The following is a 22,219-nucleotide window of genomic DNA, read 5'->3' as shown; positions in this document are numbered from 1 at the left end:
CCTTCGCCATTCCTTTATGGAGAAAAATGTATAACACAACTTACGAAATAATGAACAACTAACTATATTCGATGAATTATAAGCTCTTGAAGGGAGTGAAACAATCGTGTTTTTGGATACCTTCGTCCTATTGGCAGCAGATGTAGCCGATCCAGGATTCTTAGCAAAACTGAACGACAGAATAAACCTTGGTGATATAATTGTCACACTTTCGTTTTTCACGATTCTCATGCTTCTTCTGAAGAAGTTTGCTTGGGGCCCACTTATGGGTGTCATGGATCAACGTGCTGAGTTGATTGCAAATGAAATCGAATCGGCTGAAAAGAGCCGTGCAGAATCACAAAAGATTCTTGAAGAACAGCGTAACCTTTTGAATGAAGCGCGTAATAACGCTCAGGCGATTGTTGAAAATGCCCGTAAGCAAGGCGAAACTCAACGTACAGAAATCATCACAGCTGCTCGTTCAGAAGTGGGTCGTATGAAAGAAGAAGCAACTCTTGAAATTGCATCTGAAAAAGACAAAGCGATCGCGGCAGTTCGCGGAGAATTCGTATCTCTTTCTATCCTTGCAGCATCTAAAGTGCTCGGTAAAGAAATTTCCGAGGAAGATAATCGTGCATTGATTGAAGAAACGATTGCGAAGGCAGGCGAAGGGCGATGAGCCAATCGGTTGTAGCAAAACGCTATGCACAAGCATTGTTTGAACTAGCACAAACAAACGGACAAACTGGCGCAATTCAAGAAGATCTTCTTGAATTGAAAAAAGTTTTCCAAACAAATCCAGAGCTCGGTCAATTACTTCAATCACCGAGATTAAAATCAGCAAAAAAGAAAGAGCTTATGGCAGATTCATTCAAAGGCGCGAATCAGCTCATTTTGAATACTTTGTTCCTAATGCTCGATAAAAAACGCATAGACGAGGTTGTAAACCTTGTTAACGAGTTTATCTCTTATGCGAATGATGCAGCAGGCATCGCTGACGCGAAAGTGTATTCTACACGTCTGCTTACAGTTGATGAAAGCCAAGCTATCTCTACTGCATTCGCCAAAAAGATTGGTAAAACAGCATTGCGAATTGAAAACATCATCGATCCGAGCTTACTTGGAGGCATCCGTCTTCAAATTGGTAACATTATCTACGACAGCAGCGTAAGCGCGAAGCTTGAGCGACTGGAACGGGATCTTATCGGTTCATAAATCTGAAATTTGAGGGGTGACATGCATGAGCATCAAAGCTGAGGAAATCAGTGTTCTCATAAAACAGCAGATTGAAAATTATCAATCTGAGATGAAAGTGAGCGAAGTCGGTACAGTTATCGCAATTGGTGACGGTATCGCACGTGCTCATGGCCTCGACAACGTCATGGCTGGGGAACTTTTAGAGTTCTCAACTGGCGTCATGGGTCTGGCTCAAAACTTGGAAGCGAACAACGTTGGTATCGTTATCCTAGGGCCTTACACAGACATCAAAGAAGGCGATGAAGTACGTCGAACAGGCCGTATTATGGAAGTTCCAGTTGGAAAAGAATTAATCGGACGCGTTGTAAATCCACTTGGGCAACCAGTTGATGGATTAGGTCCGATCAATACGACAAAAACACGTCCAATCGAAAGCCCAGCACAAGGGGTTATGGCGCGTAAATCCGTTCATGAACCACTACAAACGGGTATTAAAGCGATTGATGCACTTGTACCAATCGGCCGCGGACAGCGTGAATTGATCATCGGTGACCGTCAAACAGGTAAAACGACAGTTGCAATCGATACAATTCTGAACCAAGCTGACCAAGATATGATTTGTATTTATGTAGCAATTGGACAAAAGGAATCAACAGTTCGTGGTGTTGTTGAAACACTTCGTAAAAACGGCGCACTTGATTACACAATCGTTGTTACGGCGTCTGCTTCACAACCATCACCATTACTATACCTTGCTCCATACACAGGAATAACAATGGCTGAAGAATTCATGTTCGATGGTAAGCACGTTCTAATCGTTTATGATGATCTATCTAAACAAGCAGCGGCATACCGTGAACTTTCTTTACTACTTCGTCGTCCTCCAGGCCGTGAAGCTTATCCTGGTGATGTTTTCTATCTTCACTCTCGTTTACTTGAACGCGCAGCGAAGTTGAATGACACACTTGGTGCAGGTTCTATCACGGCATTACCATTCGTTGAAACACAAGCTGGAGATATCTCTGCTTATATTCCAACGAACGTAATTTCTATCACTGATGGACAAATTTTCCTTCAATCTGACCTATTCTTCTCGGGTGTACGTCCAGCGATTAACGCGGGTCTTTCAGTTTCCCGTGTTGGTGGATCAGCGCAAATCAAAGCAATGAAAAAAGTTGCGGGTACACTACGTCTTGACCTTGCGGCATACCGTGAGCTTGAAGCGTTCTCACAATTCGGATCAAACCTTGATTCTGCAACTCAAGCGAAACTGGATCGCGGAGCGCGTACAGTTGAAATCTTGAAGCAAGACTTGAATAAACCGTTTAAAGTTGAGCAACAAGTTATGGTTCTTTACGCATTGACACGTGGATTCCTTGACGATATCGCTGTCAAAGATATTCTTCGTTTCGAAAGCGAACTTTTAAGCTGGCTTGAAACTAACCACACTGACGTTTTAGATCATATTCGTACGACGAAAGACCTTCCAGCTGATGAATTGATGGCAACAGCACTCAACGCATTCAAGAAGATTTTCGCACGTTCTGAATAATTCTAGTTGGAATCAAATTTGACGTTCTTCGTCAAAGTGACCAAAAAAAACAAAAGGTGGTGAGAATTGCCAATGGCATCTTTACGCGACATAGAAAACCGTATTAAATCGACGAAAAAGACAAGTCAGATTACGAAAGCAATGCAAATGGTCTCTGCTTCTAAATTAAGCCGTGCCGAGCTGAATGCGAAAGCGTTCATCCCATACATGGAAAAAATTCAAGAAGTTGTAGGTTCAATCGCAGCTGGAACAAGTGACTTGAGTCACCCGATGATGATATCTAGACCTGTTAAAAAGACAGGTTATATCGTGATTACATCTGACCGTGGACTTGTAGGGGGTTACAATGCTAACATCCTACGTATCGCAAAACGTGCGATTGAAACACGCCACACTTCGAAAGAAGAAGTGAGCATCATTTCAATCGGACAAAAAGGCCACGACTATTTCGAAAGACTAGGTTTCAACATAGCTGAAAGTAAGATCGGTCTATCTGACCATCCTTCTTTCGACGAAATAAAAGATATCGCGAAGCGTGCTGTTGGCATGTTCACAGAAGGCGAGTATGACGAAGTGTACTTGTATTACAACCACTTCGTTTCCGCCATCGCAAGTGAAGTGACGGAAAAGAAATTGCTTCCGCTCACTGACATCACATCGACTGCCGCTACTACTTCATATGAGTTTGAGCCTTCTGGCGAAGCAATTCTTGAAGTGCTTCTGCCGCAATACGCGGAAAGCCTTATTTATGGAGCTGTAATTGACGGAAAAGCGAGTGAACATGCTTCCAGTATGACAGCGATGAAAACTGCTACTGATAATGCAGCTGATTTGATAGATTCTTTAACACTTTCATTCAACCGTGCACGACAAGCTGCGATCACGCAACAAATTACGGAGATCGTTGGCGGCGTCGCAGCTCTTGAATAAGAGTGGGCACTGTACGGCAAAGAGTAAGACAGGAGGGAAAAAGTATGAATAAAGGACATGTTCTTCAAGTAATGGGTCCGGTTGTTGACGTTAAGTTTGAAGACGGACAACTTCCATCTATTTATAACGCATTGAAGGTCCAAATTGAACGTCCAAACGCTGAGCCTGAAACGTTGACACTTGAAGTCGCGCTACACCTCGGGGATGATTCTGTACGTACTATTGCGATGTCTTCAACAGATGGTCTACAACGTGGTACTGTAGTTGATGATATGGGTTCTTCGATTACTGTCCCAGTTGGTGACATTACACTAGGACGCGTATTTAACGTACTTGGAGAGATTATTGACCTTGGTGAGGAAATCCCGGCTTCAGAACGCCGCGACCCGATTCACCGTTTAGCTCCAGTATTCGAAGAACTTTCAACTGAAGTTGAAATTCTTGAAACAGGTATTAAAGTTGTTGATATGCTTGCTCCATACATTAAAGGTGGTAAAATCGGCCTCTTCGGTGGTGCTGGTGTAGGTAAAACAGTTCTAATACAAGAATTGATCAATAACATCGCTCAAGAACACGGTGGTATTTCCGTATTCGCAGGCGTTGGAGAACGTACTCGTGAAGGTAATGACTTGTTCTACGAAATGACAGATTCCGGCGTTATTAAGAAAACGGCAATGGTATTCGGTCAAATGAATGAGCCACCTGGTGCACGTATGCGTGTTGCATTAACTGGTCTTACAATGGCAGAACATTTCCGTGACGTACAAGGCGCGAACGTGCTTCTGTTCATCGATAATATTTTCCGCTTCACACAAGCGGGTTCTGAAGTTTCAGCACTACTTGGCCGTATGCCATCAGCAGTTGGTTACCAACCGACACTGGCAACGGAAATGGGTATGCTTCAAGAACGTATTACATCGACAAACTTAGGTTCTGTTACGTCTATCCAAGCAATTTATGTACCAGCGGATGACTATACTGACCCGGCTCCTGCTACGACGTTTGCTCACCTTGACGCAACGACGAACCTTGAGCGTAAACTTTCTGAAATGGGTATTTACCCTGCGGTTGACCCACTTGCTTCGACTTCACGTGCATTAAGCCCGGAAATCGTTGGCGAAGAGCATTACAACATTGCACGTCAAGTTCAACAAACGCTTCAGCGTTACCGTGAACTTCAAGATATCATCGCAATACTAGGTATGGATGAACTTGGAGAAGAAGATAAGCAGTTAGTTGGACGCGCACGTCGTGTTCAAAACTTCCTGTCACAAAACTTCCACGTTGCTGAGCAGTTCACAGGACAAAAAGGATCTTACGTACAGGTTTCCGAAACAATTAAAGGCTTCAGCGAAATTCTTGCAGGTAAGTACGATCACCTTCCAGAAGACGCATTCCGACTTGTTGGAACGATTGAAGACGTAATTGCTAAAGCTAAAGGTATGGGTGTTGAAGTTTAATTCAATTCAGCAGGATTCTAACCCCTTCTGAATTGAATTATAGCCTCAGGCGGATGTCACAGATTTTTATTGGGCTTACTCGATAAAAAACTGGGTGTAAATACACCGAGGCGTACTTGATTAGAAGGGACCAGGAGGGAAAAAAATGAAGACAATTAAAGTCAATATCGTCACTCCCGACGGCCCTGTTGTTGAAACTGAAGCGAACATGATCATCGCAGTTACCGAAACAGGTGAAATCGGGATCCTTCCCGGCCACATCGCGATGGTCGCACCGCTTCAAATCGGTGGGCTTCGCCTGCAGAAGGATGATTCGACGGAACAAATTGCCGTTCATGGCGGTTTCATCGAAGTCCGTCCGGATGTTGTCACTGTTTTAGCACAAAGTGCAGAACTGGCTTCTTCTATTGATATCGACCGTGCTAAAAAAGCGGCGAAACTAGCAGAAGAGACACTTCAGGCAAAAAAAGAAGGCAGAGAACACGAATTAGCGGCACTGGATTTAGAACGTGCCCTCAATCGTATCAATGTCTACGAAACAAGAAAAAAATGAGTTGTTGATGTGGGCGGACAGGGGAAAAAATTCTTCTGTTCGCCTTTTCAATGTAGTCATACCAAATCTTCAATTCTAGCTTAATGAACAAGGGAGGGCTTCAAATGGGCGACATAATTGCATTTCAACCACTTTTGGCCATCGTATCGCATACTTTTTTTATAGCCATCTCATTTTATGCACTACAGGCAATCATGCCAGAAAAAATTATTAAAAAGAACCGTGTCTTCCAAGCACAATTATTGTTCATTTTACTCAGTATTTTAATGGGTTGGGCAGTATCGAATTTCTTTTTAGAGCTATCCTATTGGTCAGGAAGACTTCCATTTATGTTTGGCTAAAGTTTCAATTTCGATTCAATATATGTACTTTTTATACGATGAGTTGATAAGATACATGTAGTCGCCGCGTATACGAAAAAGCCGTAGATGTCTCCGTAAGAATACTACTATGACTTGATAAAGAAATTCGTATTCGGGGCGATGACATGAAATTCATCACTTTGTGTTAATGTAAGGTTTGTTATTACTTAATACGGGGAACTTAAGTGACAAGCGGAGAGCTGTTATGACACAAAACGGCAAAAGTGCACATAGTATAAACTACTTGGCGCTTAGACCGAAAAATAGACCAGACGTTACTTGTTTAATAAGCAAGGGCACTGTAGAATAGTATATGTTTTGATGATGAATTTTTTGCGAAAATAATATATAACTACAACATGTTTGGCTACAACTTAGGAGTCGGAGGGACTTGTTTTGGATAAAATAATTATCAACGGTGGACGTGTACTTAAAGGAAACGTTCGAGTCGAGGGCGCTAAAAACGCAGTATTACCGATACTTGCGGCTGCACTTCTTGCATCAGAGGGTGTAAACGTAATACGTGACGTCCCAAATCTATCAGACGTTGGGACAATAAATCAAGTACTGAAAAGTTTAAATGCGAATGTGGATTATACACCTGAATTAAATGAAGTCATTATCGATTCTTCGGGTACGCTTTCAAGTGAAGCACAGTTCGAATATGTACGGAAAATGCGTGCATCTATTCTTGTCATGGGCCCACTACTTGCGCGTAATGGCTTTGCACGCGTTGCAATGCCTGGTGGTTGTGCAATTGGATCTCGACCAATTGACCAACATTTAAAAGGCTTTGAAGCGATGGGAGCAGAAATTACATTTGGCCACGGGCACGTTGAAGCGAAAGCGGAAAACGGTTTGAAAGGCGCTAAAATTTATCTCGATTTCCCAAGTGTCGGTGCAACTGAAAATATCATGACTGCAGCGGCATTGGCTAAAGGAACGACAATCATTGAAAACGCGGCGAAGGAACCTGAAATTGTAGACCTTGCCAACTTTATTAATGAAATGGGCGGTAAAGTTGTTGGAGCTGGTACGGATAATATCCGAATCGAAGGCGTCAATAAATTACATGGCACAATTCATCATATTATACCTGATCGTATCGAAACAGGTACATTCATGGTAGCAGCTGCAATTACAGGTGGCGATGTCATCATTGAAAATGCCGTACCTGAGCATAATGCTGCACTTATTTCGAAAATGGGCGAAATGGGCGTCGTAATTACGGAATTAGATGAAGGAGTTCGCGTTACTGCACAACTGCCTTTGAAATCCGTAGATTTGAAAACAATGCCACATCCAGGTTTCCCAACAGATATGCAGTCCCAAATGATGGCGCTTATGCTAACGTCGACGGGTACTGGTATCATAACTGAAACAGTTTTTGAAAATCGTTTCATGCACGTTGAAGAATTCCGCCGCATGAATGCTTCTATTAAAATCGAAGGCAGATCGGTTATTATTACAGGACCATCTGAACTTCAAGGCGCTGAAGTGGCGGCTACGGATCTTCGTGCAGCTGCAGCCCTTATTCTTGGAGGACTTGTAGCAGAAGGCGTTACTCGTGTTACTGAACTGGAGCATCTTGACCGCGGATATGTGAATTTCCATGGTAAACTTGCTGCACTTGGAGCGGATATCGTCCGTGTTTCACCGGAAATGCAAACGGAAAAATCAGCACAACTCGTTTAATCAAATTCAATACGTATTTGGAAAAGGCTGTAGAGCATTGACTGCGGCCTTTTTCGCATTTCATTTTATGTAATTATACGGGCAGGATGTTCTGCACGTAGACTGCCTACGTTTGTAATGATACTCTGCACTTTCGCTCACCTCTAGACTACGCTCGAGGCATAAGTCAACCCAGCTAGAAAGGATTGAACTGCATCCTTCCCGGACAAAGAACGTCGCTTGGGTCTGCAGGATGCAGGCATTGCGACACGACGTCGCGAACTTAGACTGCCTTCCTTTACCCATCTTATGCTTGTCGCATCTAGACGGAGTCCTGCACTTTCGCTAGTATGCCCAAAAAAGCAGGAATAAAACCCAATATGATTCATATAATTAATCATGGACAAACTACTAACAGCGTTATTCATTATACTTCTATTTTTCATCCCTCTATTATTGAGGCAGACGCCCGAAAAAGTCACTGAGCCCGGAGAACAGAAAGTGGAACTTTGCCCCGTAGACATCATGATTGCCGGTGCGGACAAGCCAATCTCGCTTGAGGAATATGTAGTGGGGGTCGTCGCAGCTGAAATGCCTGCAACGTTCCAGGAAGAGGCGCTAAAAGCTCAAGCGATTGCGGCCCGTACATATGCACTCCAGACAACAGATAACGGCAAAAAGGCAATTGCTCCTGACGTTTCCGCACAAGTTTATTCGTCAGAGGAGAAACGGAAAGAGCGATGGGGAAAAGAATTTAAGCGCAATGAAAAGAAAGTGCGTGCAGCGGTGGAAGCGACTGCGGGAGATACCATTGTTTATCAAGACAAAATGATATCGGCAATGTTTTTTTCCACATCTAATGGGAAGACTGAGACAGCACAAAACTTTAGCGGCAATGATATTCCCTATCTACAAAGTGTGGAAAGTCCCGGGGAGGGGGACGTTGAGGCAAAGGTAGAACGAACAGCCGAAATACCGCTTGCTAAATGGAATAAAACAATCGGGGGCAAGTGGAATGCCGATAGTTTTAGGTCGTTACAACTTGTACGCAATCCAACGGGCCGTGTCCAAAAAGTCGTAACTTCTGAATTTCAAGCGAGTGGTAGGGAAGTGCGTGAATTATTGGGACTAGCATCCACGGACTTTGATATCGCATTTGATGTGACAAATAAAATAGTGCATGTAACAACGACAGGATATGGTCACGGCGTTGGGATGAGTCAATATGGAGCAGAAGCATATGCTCAGAAAGGATGGGCAGCCGAGAAAATTCTTTTACACTATTACACAGGCACGCAAATAAAAAAATTCACATTACTTGATTCCCAATGTTTAAAAACTCCTTCACTTGCAAATAATAGCGAGTGAGGTGATGACAATGCGAGAAGAAAAACCGAAAGCCCCTTCTCAGAAGAACAAAAGTGCAAAGACAAAAAGCTGGTTTTGGCCTGTAGTCTATTCGGGTATCGCAATCGTCTTCGTCGGCATGATCTGGGGTTATAATGCATTCATGAAAGATGATGCCCCAGGATTTGCGGACGTTGCAGGGAATGACCCTAAAGACGGATTGACGGTCGAGACGAACGCTGTAAAGGAAATGCCTAAATATCCATTTCCTGAAGCGCTCATTGATGATGTGGCCATTCTGCAAGATTATTATGATGTAGATGCAGAGGAAGCCATGCGTGAAAGTGCTATGCTCGTATTCGATCAGCAATATGTGATGAACACTGGCGTAACCATTTCAGTACAAGGCAAGCCATTCGAAGTCGTCGCTTCACTAAGCGGCACCGTGGAGGATGTCGTGCTAGACCCATTTAAAGGTGATGAAATCATACTTTCTCATGCAGATGGGTTGAAAACAATCTATCGATCCGTCTCAGGTATTCTCGTTAAAAAAGGTGAAGAGGTGGATCAGGGCCAAGCGCTCGGCACCGCTGCAGAAAACGATTGGAATAGTACAGTCGGTATCCACATTAATTTCGAAGTCCAAAAAGATGGGGTAGTCGTCAATCCGCGCTCATATCTTGCATTTTAAAACAGCACGTTCCCAGCCATTCCCGAATTAATCCGGAGTGGCTTTTTTTTTGGTGAAATCAGACATATCCAACGCTGAACCGGTCATAACCGCCGCCGATCCGATCATATCCCACGCTACCCGATCATAACCGCCGCCGATCCGATCATATCCCACGCTACCCGATCATAACCGCCGCCGATCCGATCATATCCCACGCTACCCGATCATAACCGCCGCCGATCCGATCATATCTCACGCTACCCGATCATAACCGCCGTGGAATCGATCATATCCCACGCGACCCGATCATAACCGCCGTCGAATCGATCACATCTCACGCTTGCCGATCATAACCGTCGGCGAATCGATCATATCCCGCGCCACCCGATCATAACCCCCGCCGAAGCGATCATATCCCACGCTACCCGATCATAACCACCACCGAATCGATCATATCCTGCGCCACCCGATAATATCCGCACGCCAACTAATCTACTGCCCCTCAACGACCGCCCGCATATCAAGCCCATTAATTGCATAAGATAAAGGAAGAATCGGACCTGACACGAAAGGAAGAGGGCGTGCACGAGCAAATACGGAGGCGATGCGTGCGCCTCGGAAAAATGTTGCTGGAAACTGGACTTACCGTACGGGCGTTAGCAAAAGCGACAGGCTATTCGAAAAGCACGGTCCACAAAGATTTGACGGAACGTTTGCCTAACGTCGATGTGGCACTGTCTGAAGAAGTCGCAAAAATACTTGCCTATCATAAGTCTGTCAGACATTTACGGGGCGGCGAGGCGACGAGAGTTAAATGGATGAACGAAACGAAAAAAGTAGGAAGCAGTTAGGATGAAAGGCGGATCGCAGACTCATTGCGATCCGCCTTTCCTATTGTCTAGGCTCCTGCCGCTAAACTCTCTCGTGATATGTCTTTCGCGTCTGAACGGCGCCTTCCACTTTTCGATTGTCTAGACTTCAGCGCCTAGCTTCTCGGGTCACTTCAGACTTTAAGATAAAGGCAAAGACCGCCTTTATCTTAAAGCCTTTCAGTGCCTGTCGGAGCTGATCAGGCGCTTCCACTTTTCCTTTAATCTTTCAATCAAATAGTTCTAAAGTATATTCATTGCCAGTTAACTATGGTAAAATTGTTAGTTAGAAGCGTATACATACACGGGAATATCCGATGATGCAGGTGGAAGGGGAAACAGAAACAATGTTTGCAAAAGATATTGGAATTGACCTCGGTACGGCAAACGTCTTAATACACGTTAAAGGAAAAGGGATTGTTCTAAACGAACCCTCAGTCGTGGCAATTGATAAAAACACGAATAAAGTACTGGCAGTCGGAGAAGAAGCAAGACAAATGGTTGGTAGGACGCCTGCCAATATTATTGCGATTAGACCTATGAAAGACGGGGTTATCGCTGATTTTGATGTAACTGAAGCTATGCTTAGCCACTTCATTAATAAATTGGACGTTAAAGGATTTTTATCAAAACCTAGAATTCTTATCTGTTGTCCTACAAACATTACGAGTGTTGAACAGAAAGCCATTCGGCAAGCCGCTGAAAAATCGGGCGGTAAGAAAATTTATCTTGAAGAAGAACCAAAAGTTGCAGCAATTGGAGCTGGAATGGATATTTTCCAACCGAGCGGCAACATGGTTGTCGATATTGGTGGAGGTACAACGGATGTCGCTGTTTTATCAATGGGAGATATCGTTACATCACGCTCGATCACTGTAGCTGGAGATACTTTTGACAACGATATTACACAATATATTAAACAACATTATAAGTTGCTTATCGGAGAACGAACTGCAGAAAATATCAAATTCAATGTTGGTACGGTTTTCCCAGGCAGTCGAAAAGAACAGATAGACATAAGAGGACGTGACATGGTTTCGGGACTTCCCCGCACTGTGACAATCCATTCAGATGAAATCGCTGTAGCACTAAAAGAATCAATCTATATGATTGTCCATGCAGCGAAAAATGTCTTGGAAAAAACACCACCTGAATTGTCTGCTGACATTATCGATCGTGGCGTATTTCTTACTGGGGGCGGTGCGTTATTGCACGGCATCGACCAATTACTCGCTGATGAATTGAAAGTACCTGTATTCATTTCAGATAATCCGCTCGATTGCGTTGCAATTGGGACAGGCATTTTATTGGAGAATATGGATAAAATCTCTAACCGTTAGAAATTGTTAACAACTCTAATTTTGAAGTAAGAGGAGGTGGACATATGTTCCGTGGATTTTACACAGTTGGATCAGGGATGATTGCACAGCAACGCAGAACAGAAATGCTGGCGAATAATATGGCGAATGCCAACACGCCAGGCTTCAAGGCGGAGCAATCGGTGATTCGCTCGTTTCCTGAAATGTATATGTCGAGTATTAACACGGCAAAAATCCCAACAGAAAATGGCTTTCAAATGAAGGGCTTATCTCCGGTAGGTTCAGTTTCAACGGGTGTTTACATGCAGGAGACGTTGCCATTATTCACGCAGGGACAATTGCGCGAAACTGAGCTGACGACCGATATTGCTCTAATTGACGGTCGCTTACCGATTGATGCAGAAACTGGAACTCAGGGTGCCATCTTCTTCAGACTTGAAAATGAAGGTGGAAGTGAGCAATATACAAAGAACGGTAGTTTCACACTTGATCCAAGCGGGTTTTTGACCAGTGCAGGTGGCGCCTATGTTCTTGATAATAACGGGCAACGGATTGCCTTGCAAAACGATGATTTTCGTGTAACGGATGAAGGCATAATTATGGACGGCAACACGGCTGTCGCAACACTTGGTATTTCATTTGCACAGCGCCCTGACATGCTTCTGAAACAAGGAGATGGCATGTTCGTAACAGAAGGCGGCGAAAACCTTGCAGCCGCAAACGGCACAGCAGGCGTCACCTATTCGATGCAGCAAGGTTATCTCGAAGGTTCCAATGTTGATGCAGCACGAACGATGACGGACATGCTTACTGCATACCGTGCATTCGAGGCCAATCAAAAAATTCTTCAAGCCTATGACCGCAGCATGGAAAAGGCAGTAACGGAAGTGGGGCGTGTCAACTAATGACACGCGATTTGAAAGGGAGCGGGATGCATGATACGCACAATGACGACAGCAACAAATACGTTGAGTCAATTGCAAAGTCAAATGGATATAATAGGAAATAACCTTGCGAACATTTCAACGAATGGTTATAAAGCAAGCGATGCTAAATTCCAAGAGATGTTATATCAACAATTTGACAATGACAAAGCGGATACTGCGCCGCGTCAATCGCCTCCGGGTATCCGCTACGGATCAGGTGCTGTACTTGGCCAATCACAAATGAACTGGAAAGCGGGTTCATTGCAAACGACGGGCCGCGAACTCGACTTTGCACTGACGACACCAAAACAATATTTCAACGTCCTAATGCCTGATGGAGGCGGGGAAAAAACTGTCTATACACGTCAAGGGAATTTCTACGTTTCTCCAGTTGCTAATGGACAAGTGATGCTTGTAAATGGTGACGGATATCCGGTTGCAAACAGTGCGGGATTGCCAATTACGTTTTCCGATAATGTTACAAATTATACAGTTAACCCAGGTGGGAATTTGCAACTGACAAATGCAGACGGGACGACGCAAACAATCGAGCTGGCCGTGACAGTGATGGAACGTCCAAATTTAATGCAGCGTTTATCAGGAACGAATTTCGCGTTGCCTGAAAATTTGGCGGATCTTGGTGTCACACAACAGCAAGTTCTAACTGAATTACAAGGTGCAGCGCGAAACGTAATTGGATTGGAAGGTCAGGCACTCGAAGCATCGAACGTTAACTCTCAGAAAGAGATGACGGATCTCATTAGTGTGCAACGTAATTATCAATTTAATGCGCGTGCAGTGACGCTTGCAGATCAAATGCTCGGTCTGATTAACGGCATCCGATAAGTTCTTGATAAAAATAGTATCGTTCGGCTCTGAAGTGTATGAGACAGACGAAAAGGGTAGTCTACCTGCATCCGGTAGCTATCTGATGACCGGACAATTAGGGAGTACTGAATATGACAGATGAAAAAAGAAACAACTTGAATTCGAATGATTCAAGGAAAAAGGAGAGTGCACCGCCTTTAATTCGGTCTACTCGTAAAGAACGCGGAAGACAAAATAAGCCGGTGGAGGAAACTCCACCGAAAAAGCAATTTTGGGTCCAAATTCGCATCCTTCCAATTTGGCTTCGTGTGATACTTGTTCTCTTGCTTCTAGCCGGTGCAGCCTATCTTGGTGCCTTGGTAGGATACAGCAGTATCGGTGATGGGGATTCGAGTGATGTCTTTAAGAAAGAAACTTGGATTCACATTATGGATATCATTAATGGGAAAGAGTCGTAAAAGACTCTTTCGTTTTGAATAGAAAAGTACTGAAATGTCAGGAGGATGACTATGCTAACAGCAGAACAGATACAAGCGATTTTGCCGCATCGTTACCCGTTTCTTATGGTAGACCGGATTCTTGAGGTCGAAGAAGGAAAACGAGCAGTAGGCATAAAAAATGTGACAATCAATGAAGATTTCTTCAATGGACATTTCCCAGGTTATCCGGTTATGCCAGGCGTTCTAATTGTGGAAGCGCTCGCACAAGTTGGTGCCGTCGCTTTATTGCAAAAAGAAGAAAATAAAGGACGTCTTGCCTTTTTTGCCGGGATTGACAATTGTCGCTTCAAACGGCAAGTAACGCCAGGTGATACGTTAAAACTCGAAGTGGAAATCACACGACTTCGCGGTACGATTGGTAAAGGTAAAGCAATCGCAACGGTTAACGGAGAAATCGCATGCGAAACAGAAATTACGTTTGCATTAGGTCCTATAGTTTCAAAAAATGGGAACTAAATTTGCGAACACCTTGAAATTTGGTTACAATGGTCATTACGGTGCGGTTACAATGCACTTCTAAAGTGGGAGGTAACAAATCAGTATGTTTAAAGATCTTTCTCCAAATTTAAAAAGTAGCATTACTAGGTCCATCACACAGACATTCGAACAATACATGAGCGATATCGAGTGGTCCGGTGAAAAATTCAGTATCGATGATTATATCGCCAGCTGGCGTGAATATATTACCGTAAAAGCACTCTGGTATTCAAAAATTCCAGAAGAAATGAAAATTGATCCGGAATTCCATGAAGACCTCGCGCAGCGTATCAATGAAATCATCGCCCGCATCCTCAGTGAGCCGCCATCTGAAGAACAGATTGTGGAGATCCAAAGCATGCAGGAAGAGCTTGATACTCATTACGAGTATCACTGTAAAGCCGAAGCGGTATACATTGACACATTGCTAAAAAAATATTTAGAAGCTTAAAAAAGAAACATGGATAGTTCCCTCATTTCGGGCAAAGCTACGAAGTATCATACAGGTTTGTGTGATAGACGGCTTGTGGAGAGGAGGGAATCTTTTCATGTTCAAAAAAGCGATACCACTTGTTCTTATGTCGGGACTAGTCCTTACAGCTTGTGCAAACAACGATGCAGTTCCGAATAACAACGAAACTCCAATGGAAAATGTGGAGGATCGAACGAAGGACATAACACCCGAAGTGAACGATGAGCAAACAGGACCGAATATGGATGGTCTCGAGAACGAGAACGGCACCGGTGTGGATAACGGAGTCATTAATAACAACAATGGAGTACGAAACGATGTCATCGAAAATGATAACAACGCGACTCCGAATGAAGGCGTTATTAATGATGGAGAAACGAACACGAATACACCAACTGGTACAACTAGCGACAAAAATCTAGATCGGAACAAAACGAATGGAAACAATCGTTAACCGCAAGCCGTGCGGGAACCGCCTCGTAACACTAGAGGCGGTTTTTTTATGCAAAAGCGCAGGGCGCCGCCCAGACGCGACAGGCATAAGGCAGGTAAAAGGAAGGCAGTCTAAGTTCGCGACGTCGTGTCGCAACGACTGCATGACCTGCATCCCACAGGCCCAAGCGGCGTCTTTTGCCGCACAGTCGGGCTGCCTTATGACCCGAGCGTTTGGCGCCCGGAGTCTAGCCGTATACAAAAGCGCAGTGTGTCTTACAGTTTTTCTCAACAAAAAAACTGCCCGTATTCCAGGCAGCACGAAGTCATTCATTCTCTTTTTCTTGATCCTTTTTTAAACGTGGTCGAGAGCGCATATCGGATTCGAACCGCTGTAGCAATTCGGCGCCGCCCATTCCCTCACCAATCAATTCTTCCAGCAACTGTTCTGCATACTGTGCACGTGCTCGTTTCAAGCGGCCTTTCATTAACACAGAGACATTATCCCCAATCAACTTAACCCCTTTGACAGCAACGCGAAAAGCAGCTGGTTCATTTTCAGGATAAGAAATAACGACTTTCACTTCAAGTAATTCTTCATCAGCCATCCATTTTTCAAAAATGGGTTGATGTTCCTTATCAATGAACATCTCCAATATCCACATACGGTGACTGTTCTCCTGATTGATTATAATTCCGTCTATGAGAGGGAAATCCAGCATTCGCTCTTCGTGTAATATTCCGACAGACAACATTTTGAATGTTTTCATCGGTATCCACCTCAATCTTTTTCCTTTTATTATACCATAGGCACAAATTTCACCGACAAACTTAAAACATGGCAAACTTAAATTATTGACGAATCGGATAAATTCAAGTCAGGCATACGGTTATGCCGTTTATGTAGATAAATGTAACTTCGTAGTTAGGCAAATAGGGTTTTTATAGCGAATAATAGACAGAAAATTGGGATATCGTGTATTGCACAAATTAGACTAAACCAAGTAAGATGAAATTAATAAACGAGAGAGGAGGAAATCGATTGAATCAAGTTGCACTGGTTGGACGTATCACAAAAGATCCAATTCTGAGAAGAGTATCAGAAGGAAGGGTACAAACAAGTTTTGTACTTGCTGTGAACCGCAATTTTAAAAACCAAAAAGGAGAAGTGGAGACAGACTTTGTACTTTGTACACTGTGGGGAAAGGCGGCGGAGAATACTGCTAAACATTGCGGTAAAGGATCTCTAATCGGCGTAGGCGGGCGCATTCAGTCTAGGTCCTACGAACGTGAAGACAAGAGTAGAGTCTATGTAACAGAGGTGATTGCTGAGGATATACGGTTCATTTTAACAAAAAAACGCACCAATGACAACTTGTATAGTGAACAGGTAGGTAGAATGACACTTCCGGTGGAGGAGAAAAGCGATGCTGAGCATTTCAATCTCCCCAGCCGTGAAACAGAAGGATTACCGATTTTTTGACCAGGCACAATGATACATAAAAAGCCAGGGAATGGTCGTGAAAAGGAGGGGATAGACTAGCCGGACGACAAACCGGGGCCGTACCGACAACTGAAAATGGATAGGTAGTAAGCAAAGCTAATTTTAGCGGAACGCAGCCTAAGAACACCACAAGAGGAAGGTAGTCTAAAGTCGCCGCGTATTGCGACAACGACTGCATGATCAGCATCCTGCTGGCCTTGACAACTAAGGGGGATGGGGTTCAATCCCTCTAGGCTGAATGACCTGTATTCTGTAGGCGCTAATAGGCTATATGTGAGGAAAAGAAATAACCGTACATGTCAACAGAAGGGGTTCTGCCCATGTTCGGTCAGAGTGAGAGTAAAGTGTCGCGAACAGATGCTCAGTGGCGTCTGTTCGCGGTAGATAAGGGGAATGTAACGCTAATATCCGATGGGGTCGGATATCTTACGTCGAAAAACGCTAATGGGGATCCCGAGGACGGAGGCTGTTTCCGTCAATGGGATCCACACAAGCGGATTATGAAGAGAAAGGAGTGTGGAACATGACTACAATTAAAAAGGACATGAAACGGATGGAAATGCAAATTGAACAATTAATCAGCATTGTAGCCAATCAGAACAATCGCCTGAATCGAATTGAAGACCTAGAAAGGAAGAAAAAATTCGGAACTGTACATATTATTCCACTTGCGGAACGTGTGTAAGAGGATTCGACAACGGTAAGTAAAAAGACCCCAGTGCACTGGTGGCTCAGGAGTCTTCTTACATAGCATAATTTTAGTTGTCAAACGATAATAGATCGTCCAGTTCCGTTTCGGACAAATCAGACAGCCATTGACTTGATTGGATGAGATCCGCGGACAATGCAGCTTTCTCGACAAGCATCTTGTCGATTTTTTCTTCAATAGTTCCAATCGTCACAAACTTATGGACATGGACAAATTTTGTCTGGCCTATGCGATAAGCACGGTCGGTAGCTTGATTTTCGACGGCTGGATTCCACCATCTATCTGCATGCAATACGTGGTTTGCACCAGTCAAGTTCAGTCCAGTTCCACCAGCTTTTAACGATAAGATGAAAATAGGGAATTCGCCTTCTTGGAAAGCCTCGACAAGCCGGTCACGCTGACCTTTCGGCATACTGCCTGTCAAGAATGGTACATCGATTCCATGAAGTTCAGACAAGCATTGACGAATAAGTTGCCCCATGCCAATGTATTGCGTGAAGATAAGGCATTGTTCCTTATTAGCAGCGATTTCAGCTGCCATTGACACAATTAAGTCTAGCTTATTGGATCTAGAAAGTAATTGTGTTGCTGGAGCGTGCGGTTCTTTCAAGAATAAGGCCGGATGGTTACAGAGCTGTTTTAATCGGCTAAGCATTTTTAAAATAAGGCCTTTCTTTTCAAAACCGGTAAGTGTCTGCAACTTGAATTTCGTTTCTTCAAGGAAACTTTCATATAAGGCAGCCTGTTCAGTCGTTAAAGGACAATATTCATTTTGCTCAAGTTTTTGTGGAAGATTCAGCTGTAAATCGGGATCACTCTTCGTTCTGCGTAGAAGGAACGGACGGATTTTTGCTCGTAGCTTCCGCTTATCCGCTTCAGAATCATCACGTTCAATCGGGATGATGAAGTTATCCGTGAACTTGCGGAAACTGCCGAAGTATCCTTTGTGAATAAAGTCAAAAATCGCCCACAGCTCTGATAAACGGTTCTCAATCGGTGTACCGGTTAGTGCGATATGATGCTTGCCGCGAAGTTTTCGGATGACACGGGACTGTTTTGTCTGCATGTTCTTTATGTTTTGTGCTTCATCCAGTGTAATGCTGGCAAATTCCGTTTCTGCTAGCATCTCGCCATCCTGTGAAGCAGTACCGTATGTTGTAAGAACGACGTCGGGCTTCAGTTGAGCCATTAGTTCTTTAAAGCTTTCGTCTTTTGCACGTAATGGGCCATAGTGTGTATGGACAGAAAGCGTTGGTGCAAACCGTTCAATCTCTTTCTGCCAGTTGCCGAGAACACTCGTCGGACAAACGATGAGTGACGGTGAATCTGTATCAGGTCTTGCATGGATATTCAGTAAATAGGTGATAAGCTGAACTGTCTTACCCAGTCCCATATCGTCGGCAAGACATGCACCAAAACTATTATCACGCATAAAGGTAAGCCAGTTATAGCCGTCTTCTTGGTATGGTCGAAGTTCAGCAAGTAAATCCTTTGAAATACCGGCTGCTGGAAGCCCCTTTTTATCGGCTAGCATTTCCATATAGCCTCGAAGCGATTGGTGCATAGTGAAAGCAAAAAGTGGGTCATCGATATCTTCGTCCTCTTCAAGAGGAACAATCTCTTCCGGTACGTCTTGGAACAGCAGGTCTTTAACAGTCCACTCCCCGGCATCCGCACGATCCATTAAATCACGAATTTTTCTGAGCCAAAGGGGATCGATATGGAACCATTCATCACCAGAGCGGATGTATTCACGGTTTTCATCGACAAGCTTACGGAATGAATCCTGATCAATTGGATTACCAGCAAGAGAGAAATTCCAATCGAAAGATAGCACTTCGTCCAAGCCTGTAGCCGATTTATACGATTGTATGCCCGCGTTCGTTCGAATACGCAATTTTGATTCTGTCACCGATTTCAACCATGCAGGCAGGATGACAGGATAGCCGAACGATTGAAGTAGCGGAAGGTCTTCTTTAATGAATGTCCGTACTTCCGGATCAGACATCGGTGTGGACAAAAAGCTTTCGCTTGAAGCAAGCTCTACAGAGCCAAGGAATGATGTCATTTCGGATTGCTTTTTCACAACTTCATCTGCGAATGGTTTCCATTTAGCAGGAAGCGCATCAGCCGCAGGTGCATTCACTTTCCGAGCGGCAGGTGTCCAGTGCGCACCGCGTTCGCCGATAATAACTGTTTCAAGAAGCCATTCCGTATCTGTCTCGGCTTCTGGTTCAGTTAAGCGGAAGGCAACACTGATTGGAATTGTGGAAACGGATTCGCCCGGCCAGCCGTACATCCGTAAATGGGGTAGCAGGGAAGCTAGTAGATCGGGATTGATAGCAGATGCAGCAAGTTTGCTGCTGACTGCTTGGCTGATAACGGCTGCAGCCCCTTCTGATATGCCCGCTTTGCTACCGTCAAAACGAATAGTGTTACCGTCTACTTCTGCATAATTCCATAGATTAGGGTCGGTCCAGGCGCTAGTTGCCTCACGAATTGAAGAAAGCTGAGTATCGTCTTCATCCGTCAGTCCAACGAATGTAACATAGGGGTGCATAACAGAAAAAACTTGAAGCAGTTGGTCTGCCTGTAAATAAGCAACTTCGTCATCCATATTTGCAAGAAGCCCGTAAAGTGCACGCTCATTGTTGAAGAATAGGAAGGAAACAAGATCATCTGGGGCGACTGGCAACCCTCTGCCATCTTCAGCGGCAATGGAATATAGTTCGTCTTCCATCAAACGGATGCTCAGACGAAAAAGGCGGTTCAATGTGAATGTTCCTGTCATAAGTTCAAATTCCCTTTCTCCATTTCTTCCATCAATGCGCGTAGTCTACGGTTTTTTTCACGCACTGTATCGATATATTGATTCCAAAAGTCAGCTTTTCCGCTTTTCTTCGAACCAGTTTTCATTTGTTTAAACAATTTGACGGCGCGTCGATAACTGTGACGGTTCTTTTCTTTGATGAAACCCATAGCAAACGTATGGAGTAGGGGCAAAACGGCTGATGGATCCGAAGCCAGTGCGACTTTTAAGCCACCCGCTTCTGCGCCGTCATATGAAACCCCATATCTATGCATGAGAGCCGCCCATTCGCCGAATCGTTCACGTTCAACCAAAAAGTCAGCGTAAACATCGATACCGGGTTCACCATATTGAGCAAACATGCTTTCACGTAATTCTTCCGAGAAATCTGCCGCTTCGAATAAACCATCGATGTCCCGCACGAAAGCAGGACGAGATGAAAGTGAAACAGAATCACTTACGTAATCGCCGATGAAGGGCAACAAAGCGTGCATAATTATAGATAGGGCCTTGGTTTCATCATTATTTTCCGCTAGTTTTGCAAGCGGTAGCCATGTAGCAACATTAGTAGCTGTTACATGTGTAACGAGTTTCGCTAACTCATCATGTTCTCCTTGAATCAAGTGGAAAAAGGCGATGAAAATTCGAGCTTCCTCTGATTCTTCATTCGTGAGAATCGTTAGTTCAGTGTCTCGGGCAGCTCGAAAAGGAAATAGTTGCTGCCAAAAAAGACGATAGACTTGGAATCGCTCATGGAAGAGCCCGGAATTTCCTAGGGCGAATGTTCGAACGAGACTTTTCACCCGTTCATGAAAAGCATCTGCTTCAAACAGTTTCGGTTTTGCACCGATTGCATTGACGCTATCATTCAGCTTTCCGAGCTGTTCCGTCAACCAGTTTTGCACATACCACTTCCCGTAGAAAAAGGAAGTTGGTTCACCGCCGAGATGGCCTTTTACATACGTCCATCCAGCATCCAGTACATGTAATCGATAATAAAGTTCAAAAAGAGGTTTCCATTCATATTCAAACGGAATAAGCGGAGTAGCTTTTTGATCAATTATAGAAGATTCGTGGATGAATACACCCGGATTTTCCGCAACTTCAATTGCACGAAGCGGCTGAGTTAAGCGTGTCAGGACGTCGATCCATGCATCTGGGGTACGTTCTGAAATGGACAGTGCCATCTGTTGTGATTCAGTTCTGCGCCATTCGTGTAGCCATTCGCTCAAAGAATTGTGTTGTGAATAAAGATGAAATACGACTGCAATTCGGTGCGAACACCAGCCAGCGTATCCGCATGTACAATTCGCATCTACTTTGTTGAAAGAAAGGCGCACGTTTTCTGAGTCTACGCCAAGGAGAGTCGCTATTACTGCGCCTTCAGATGGCGCATACCTATAGGAATTGGTGGCACCATTTCTCACAAGAGCCACAGCACGTCTGATTTCGAGTGCATTGCGTTCTATATCTGGCCGTAGGGCATGTTTAATTGTATTCATAAAATCATTTATTTCATTTTCGTGCAAGTAGGATACACGTTCGACAGTCATATTCATCGGACCACTCCCTAAGAAAAGCATTCCTTCTATTATACCGCTTTTCTCCAGTGAGCGGAAATGAAGTTATTCCATATCTTGTTCT

The 22,219-nt window shown here is 44.1% G+C and carries 23 protein-coding genes; 20 read left to right on the top strand and 3 right to left on the bottom strand.

The genetic code is table 11. The features are described 5' to 3' along the window. Positions 1–106: 106 nt before the first annotated feature. The 18 genes from atpF (at position 107) to ACGLYD_RS16300 (ending at position 15,575) form a co-directional block, all read left to right on the top strand. Entirely contained in the window at positions 107–661 is a 555-nt protein-coding gene (gene atpF / locus ACGLYD_RS16385; RefSeq protein WP_082786737.1) for a F0F1 ATP synthase subunit B, read from the top strand. Continuing rightward, a complete protein-coding gene (locus ACGLYD_RS16380) occupies positions 658–1,197 on the top strand; it encodes a F0F1 ATP synthase subunit delta (protein ID WP_067213118.1) in 540 nt (179 codons plus the stop codon). The genes atpF and ACGLYD_RS16380 overlap by 4 nt, the downstream gene beginning before the upstream one ends. 25 nt (positions 1,198–1,222) lie before the next feature. Beyond that, a complete protein-coding gene (gene atpA, locus ACGLYD_RS16375) occupies positions 1,223–2,731 on the top strand; it encodes a F0F1 ATP synthase subunit alpha (RefSeq protein ID WP_067213115.1) in 1,509 nt (502 codons plus the stop codon). 72 nt (positions 2,732–2,803) lie between these two features. Next, a complete protein-coding gene (atpG, locus tag ACGLYD_RS16370) occupies positions 2,804–3,661 on the top strand; it encodes an ATP synthase F1 subunit gamma (RefSeq protein WP_067213113.1) in 858 nt (285 codons plus the stop codon). Positions 3,662–3,705: 44 nt separating this feature from the next. Next, on the top strand, positions 3,706–5,121 hold the full coding sequence (atpD, locus tag ACGLYD_RS16365; RefSeq protein ID WP_067213110.1) for a F0F1 ATP synthase subunit beta: 1,416 nt from the start codon (positions 3,706–3,708) through the stop codon (positions 5,119–5,121). Positions 5,122–5,266: 145 nt separating this feature from the next. After that, entirely contained in the window at positions 5,267–5,674 is a 408-nt protein-coding gene (locus tag ACGLYD_RS16360; RefSeq protein ID WP_067213107.1) for a F0F1 ATP synthase subunit epsilon, read from the top strand. Between the two features lie 104 nt (positions 5,675–5,778). Next, positions 5,779–6,015: a DUF1146 family protein gene (locus ACGLYD_RS16355; RefSeq protein WP_067213105.1), complete on the top strand. Its 237-nt coding sequence runs from the start codon at positions 5,779–5,781 to the stop codon at positions 6,013–6,015. 417 nt (positions 6,016–6,432) lie between these two features. Next, complete coding sequence (murA, locus tag ACGLYD_RS16350; protein WP_067213102.1) at positions 6,433–7,731, top strand: UDP-N-acetylglucosamine 1-carboxyvinyltransferase; 1,299 nt, start codon at positions 6,433–6,435, stop codon at positions 7,729–7,731. Between the two features lie 378 nt (positions 7,732–8,109). Beyond that, a complete protein-coding gene (gene spoIID, locus ACGLYD_RS16345) occupies positions 8,110–9,078 on the top strand; it encodes a stage II sporulation protein D (protein WP_067213100.1) in 969 nt (322 codons plus the stop codon). Between the two features lie 10 nt (positions 9,079–9,088). Then, positions 9,089–9,748, top strand: a complete 660-nt coding sequence (locus tag ACGLYD_RS16340; protein ID WP_399629307.1) for a peptidoglycan DD-metalloendopeptidase family protein — start codon at positions 9,089–9,091, stop codon at positions 9,746–9,748. A 563-nt stretch (positions 9,749–10,311) separates the two neighbouring features. Continuing rightward, entirely contained in the window at positions 10,312–10,581 is a 270-nt protein-coding gene (locus ACGLYD_RS16335) for a sporulation transcriptional regulator SpoIIID (RefSeq protein ID WP_067213089.1), read from the top strand. A gap of 365 nt (positions 10,582–10,946) precedes the next feature. Further along, entirely contained in the window at positions 10,947–11,939 is a 993-nt protein-coding gene (locus ACGLYD_RS16330; protein ID WP_067214073.1) for a rod shape-determining protein, read from the top strand. 44 nt (positions 11,940–11,983) lie between these two features. Next, positions 11,984–12,823 (top strand): flagellar hook-basal body protein, encoded by an 840-nt coding sequence (locus ACGLYD_RS16325; RefSeq protein WP_338654967.1) that lies wholly within the window; start codon positions 11,984–11,986, stop codon positions 12,821–12,823. A gap of 30 nt (positions 12,824–12,853) precedes the next feature. Further along, complete coding sequence (locus ACGLYD_RS16320; RefSeq protein ID WP_399629304.1) at positions 12,854–13,690, top strand: flagellar hook-basal body protein; 837 nt, start codon at positions 12,854–12,856, stop codon at positions 13,688–13,690. Between the two features lie 113 nt (positions 13,691–13,803). Further along, positions 13,804–14,130: a DNA-directed RNA polymerase subunit beta gene (locus ACGLYD_RS16315; RefSeq protein WP_082786736.1), complete on the top strand. Its 327-nt coding sequence runs from the start codon at positions 13,804–13,806 to the stop codon at positions 14,128–14,130. Positions 14,131–14,181: 51 nt separating this feature from the next. Next, positions 14,182–14,628, top strand: coding sequence for a 3-hydroxyacyl-ACP dehydratase FabZ (gene fabZ, locus ACGLYD_RS16310; protein WP_067213080.1), 447 nt, complete (start codon positions 14,182–14,184; stop codon positions 14,626–14,628). A gap of 85 nt (positions 14,629–14,713) precedes the next feature. Beyond that, positions 14,714–15,100 carry a hypothetical protein gene (locus ACGLYD_RS16305; RefSeq protein ID WP_067213076.1) on the top strand — a complete coding sequence of 129 codons (387 nt, stop codon included), beginning with the start codon at positions 14,714–14,716 and terminating at the stop codon, positions 15,098–15,100. A 97-nt stretch (positions 15,101–15,197) separates the two neighbouring features. Beyond that, a complete protein-coding gene (locus tag ACGLYD_RS16300; protein WP_399629299.1) occupies positions 15,198–15,575 on the top strand; it encodes a hypothetical protein in 378 nt (125 codons plus the stop codon). Positions 15,576–15,879: 304 nt separating this feature from the next. On the opposite strand, the gene ACGLYD_RS16295 is transcribed toward ACGLYD_RS16300, so the two are convergent. Then, positions 15,880–16,323, bottom strand: coding sequence for a YwpF family protein (locus ACGLYD_RS16295; RefSeq protein ID WP_067213070.1), 444 nt, complete (start codon positions 16,321–16,323; stop codon positions 15,880–15,882). A gap of 272 nt (positions 16,324–16,595) precedes the next feature. On the opposite strand from ACGLYD_RS16295, the gene ACGLYD_RS16290 reads away from it, so the two are divergent. Further along, on the top strand, positions 16,596–17,036 hold the full coding sequence (locus tag ACGLYD_RS16290; protein WP_187045912.1) for a single-stranded DNA-binding protein: 441 nt from the start codon (positions 16,596–16,598) through the stop codon (positions 17,034–17,036). A 544-nt stretch (positions 17,037–17,580) separates the two neighbouring features. Further along, the gene (locus ACGLYD_RS16285) at positions 17,581–17,742 is read left to right on the top strand and encodes a hypothetical protein (protein ID WP_156476111.1); all 162 of its coding nucleotides are present in this window, start codon (positions 17,581–17,583) and stop codon (positions 17,740–17,742) included. Positions 17,743–17,815: 73 nt separating this feature from the next. On the opposite strand, the gene ACGLYD_RS16280 is transcribed toward ACGLYD_RS16285, so the two are convergent. Next, positions 17,816–20,557: a DEAD/DEAH box helicase gene (locus ACGLYD_RS16280; protein ID WP_340766934.1), complete on the bottom strand. Its 2,742-nt coding sequence runs from the start codon at positions 20,555–20,557 to the stop codon at positions 17,816–17,818. Continuing rightward, positions 20,554–22,134, bottom strand: coding sequence for an SWIM zinc finger family protein (locus ACGLYD_RS16275; RefSeq protein ID WP_399629296.1), 1,581 nt, complete (start codon positions 22,132–22,134; stop codon positions 20,554–20,556). The genes ACGLYD_RS16280 and ACGLYD_RS16275 overlap by 4 nt, the downstream gene beginning before the upstream one ends. Positions 22,135–22,219: the final 85 nt, after the last annotated feature.

Source organism: Sporosarcina sp. SG10008 (assembly GCF_044569405.1).
Classification (GTDB): Bacteria; Bacillota; Bacilli; order Bacillales_A; family Planococcaceae; genus Sporosarcina; species Sporosarcina psychrophila.
Note: the sequence above shows the minus strand (reverse complement) of the source record. Positions and strands in the feature narration are given on the sequence as shown.